The organism is Oleiphilus sp. HI0066 (assembly GCF_001635725.1).
Genome location: NZ_LWFH01001725.1, coordinates 1 through 1,393, shown reverse-complemented (window position 1 = coordinate 1,393; position 1,393 = coordinate 1). Strand labels below are relative to the sequence as shown.

The following is a 1,393-nucleotide window of genomic DNA, read 5'->3' as shown; positions in this document are numbered from 1 at the left end:
TCGGTTTCGTTTGAAAACTAATTAAATTTCAAAGCCCGTGTTAACAGTACACGTGCCGGTTTCGACTCTAAATCAAACGAGTGTTTGAAACATACGTTCGCTTGTATGCTTTGTCAAGCATTACGAGAAACTAAAAGAGAACAAACAGGAGTGCGTCTCGCACAAAAACGCGAACCTTTAAACAAGGGAGAATTAAACGAGGGTTATGCTAGGGTATCGAGAAGAGTACCAAGTACTTCATCCGCGGTGCGAACTACTTGTGATGACGCTTCAATAGAACGTTGATATAAGCGAAGTTCAATGATTGGTTCGACAACATCATTTGTACCATCAGCACCATCTACGGTTCCAGCACGTACGATGTCAGCAGCTGCCTTTTCGGCACCTTCTAACCCTGTGCGTACACCGCTCAATCCGATTTCTGATACTGCATTGATATTCATTTGCCAAACCATTGATTAATTTCTGATCAATTTAATTGAAGCAAAGCTTGGTTGGCTGTGCAAGCATTGAGCCTATCTTTTACACAGTTAAACAATCTAAATGTATATATTTACCAAATTCTGCAGAAACGCTACCTGATTGATGCGGCAAAACACCTAAGCAAGGTGCATTTATAGCTTGGCGCAAAGTATGAACATTTTCATCAAAATAGCTCATTTGGTCTGAAGATTGTTGATTCGCAATCCAACCTGCTAATACAAGCCCGTCATTACGGATCGCTTCTGCGGTCAGTAATGCATGATTCAAACAACCAAGCTTCATTCCAACCACAACAATAACTGGATAACCTAATTCTTTGGCGAGGTCTGCCATGGTTTCGCGAGGACTAATTGGTACTCTCCAACCTCCAGCACCCTCAACAAGCGCGAAGTCTACCTTGCTCATTAACGCGCCGCGCACGTATCCGGTCAATCGCGAAGCGCTAACTGCCTTCTTAGATATACTTGCCGCGATATGCGGCGAACACGCAGTCTCCAGTGCGACTGGATTTACCTGGGCATAAGGCAATTTGACTGATGATGCCTCAATCAAAGCTAATGCGTCTTCGTTTTTCATCTGGCTATCGAGCATTTCACAACCCGCTGCCACCGGCTTTAGCCCTAGGGTGCTCATTCCTTGCCGATACGCTTCTTCTAGCAAGCGACAACTAGAAAAAGTTTTACCTACTTCAGTATCTGTACCGGTTACAAAATATTTTTTCATTAATCACTCATCGTTTTTTCTTAAGCACAAAATACGCAACTTGATAGGTTGCTGGGTAATGCCCCTTTGGATGCCGAAAGTCTTCATATGCTTGAAGTACTCGTTTTAGCTTACCCTTACCTGCAAGCCCCTTTGAGCGACCTCTCGAGATATTATGCGCACCGATCGCTTTTAAATCCTTCATTAA

At 43.4% G+C, this 1,393-nt stretch carries 2 protein-coding genes and 1 pseudogene; all 3 read right to left on the bottom strand.

Features of this window, described 5'->3' with window-relative positions:
• Window positions 1-203 precede the first annotated feature (203 nt).
• On the bottom strand, window positions 204-443 hold the full coding sequence (locus tag A3738_RS26925) for a flagellar biosynthesis protein FlgE (RefSeq protein WP_068481689.1): 240 nt from the start codon (window positions 441-443) through the stop codon (window positions 204-206).
• Between the two features lie 79 nt (window positions 444-522).
• The gene (gene bioD, locus A3738_RS26920; protein WP_068474759.1) at window positions 523-1,206 is read right to left on the bottom strand and encodes a dethiobiotin synthase; all 684 of its coding nucleotides are present in this window, start codon (window positions 1,204-1,206) and stop codon (window positions 523-525) included.
• A gap of 7 nt (window positions 1,207-1,213) precedes the next feature.
• Window positions 1,214-1,393: pseudogene (locus A3738_RS31625) on the bottom strand (malonyl-[acyl-carrier protein] O-methyltransferase BioC); the annotation flags it as partial.

Excerpts from the sequence above, each read along its gene's own strand:
- bioD (WP_068474759.1), bottom strand. The coding sequence starts at position 1,206 with ATGAAAAAATATTTTGTAACCGGTACAGATACTGAAGTAGGTAAAACT.
- A3738_RS26925 (WP_068481689.1), bottom strand. The coding sequence starts at position 443 with ATGAATATCAATGCAGTATCAGAAATCGGATTGAGCGGTGTACGCACA.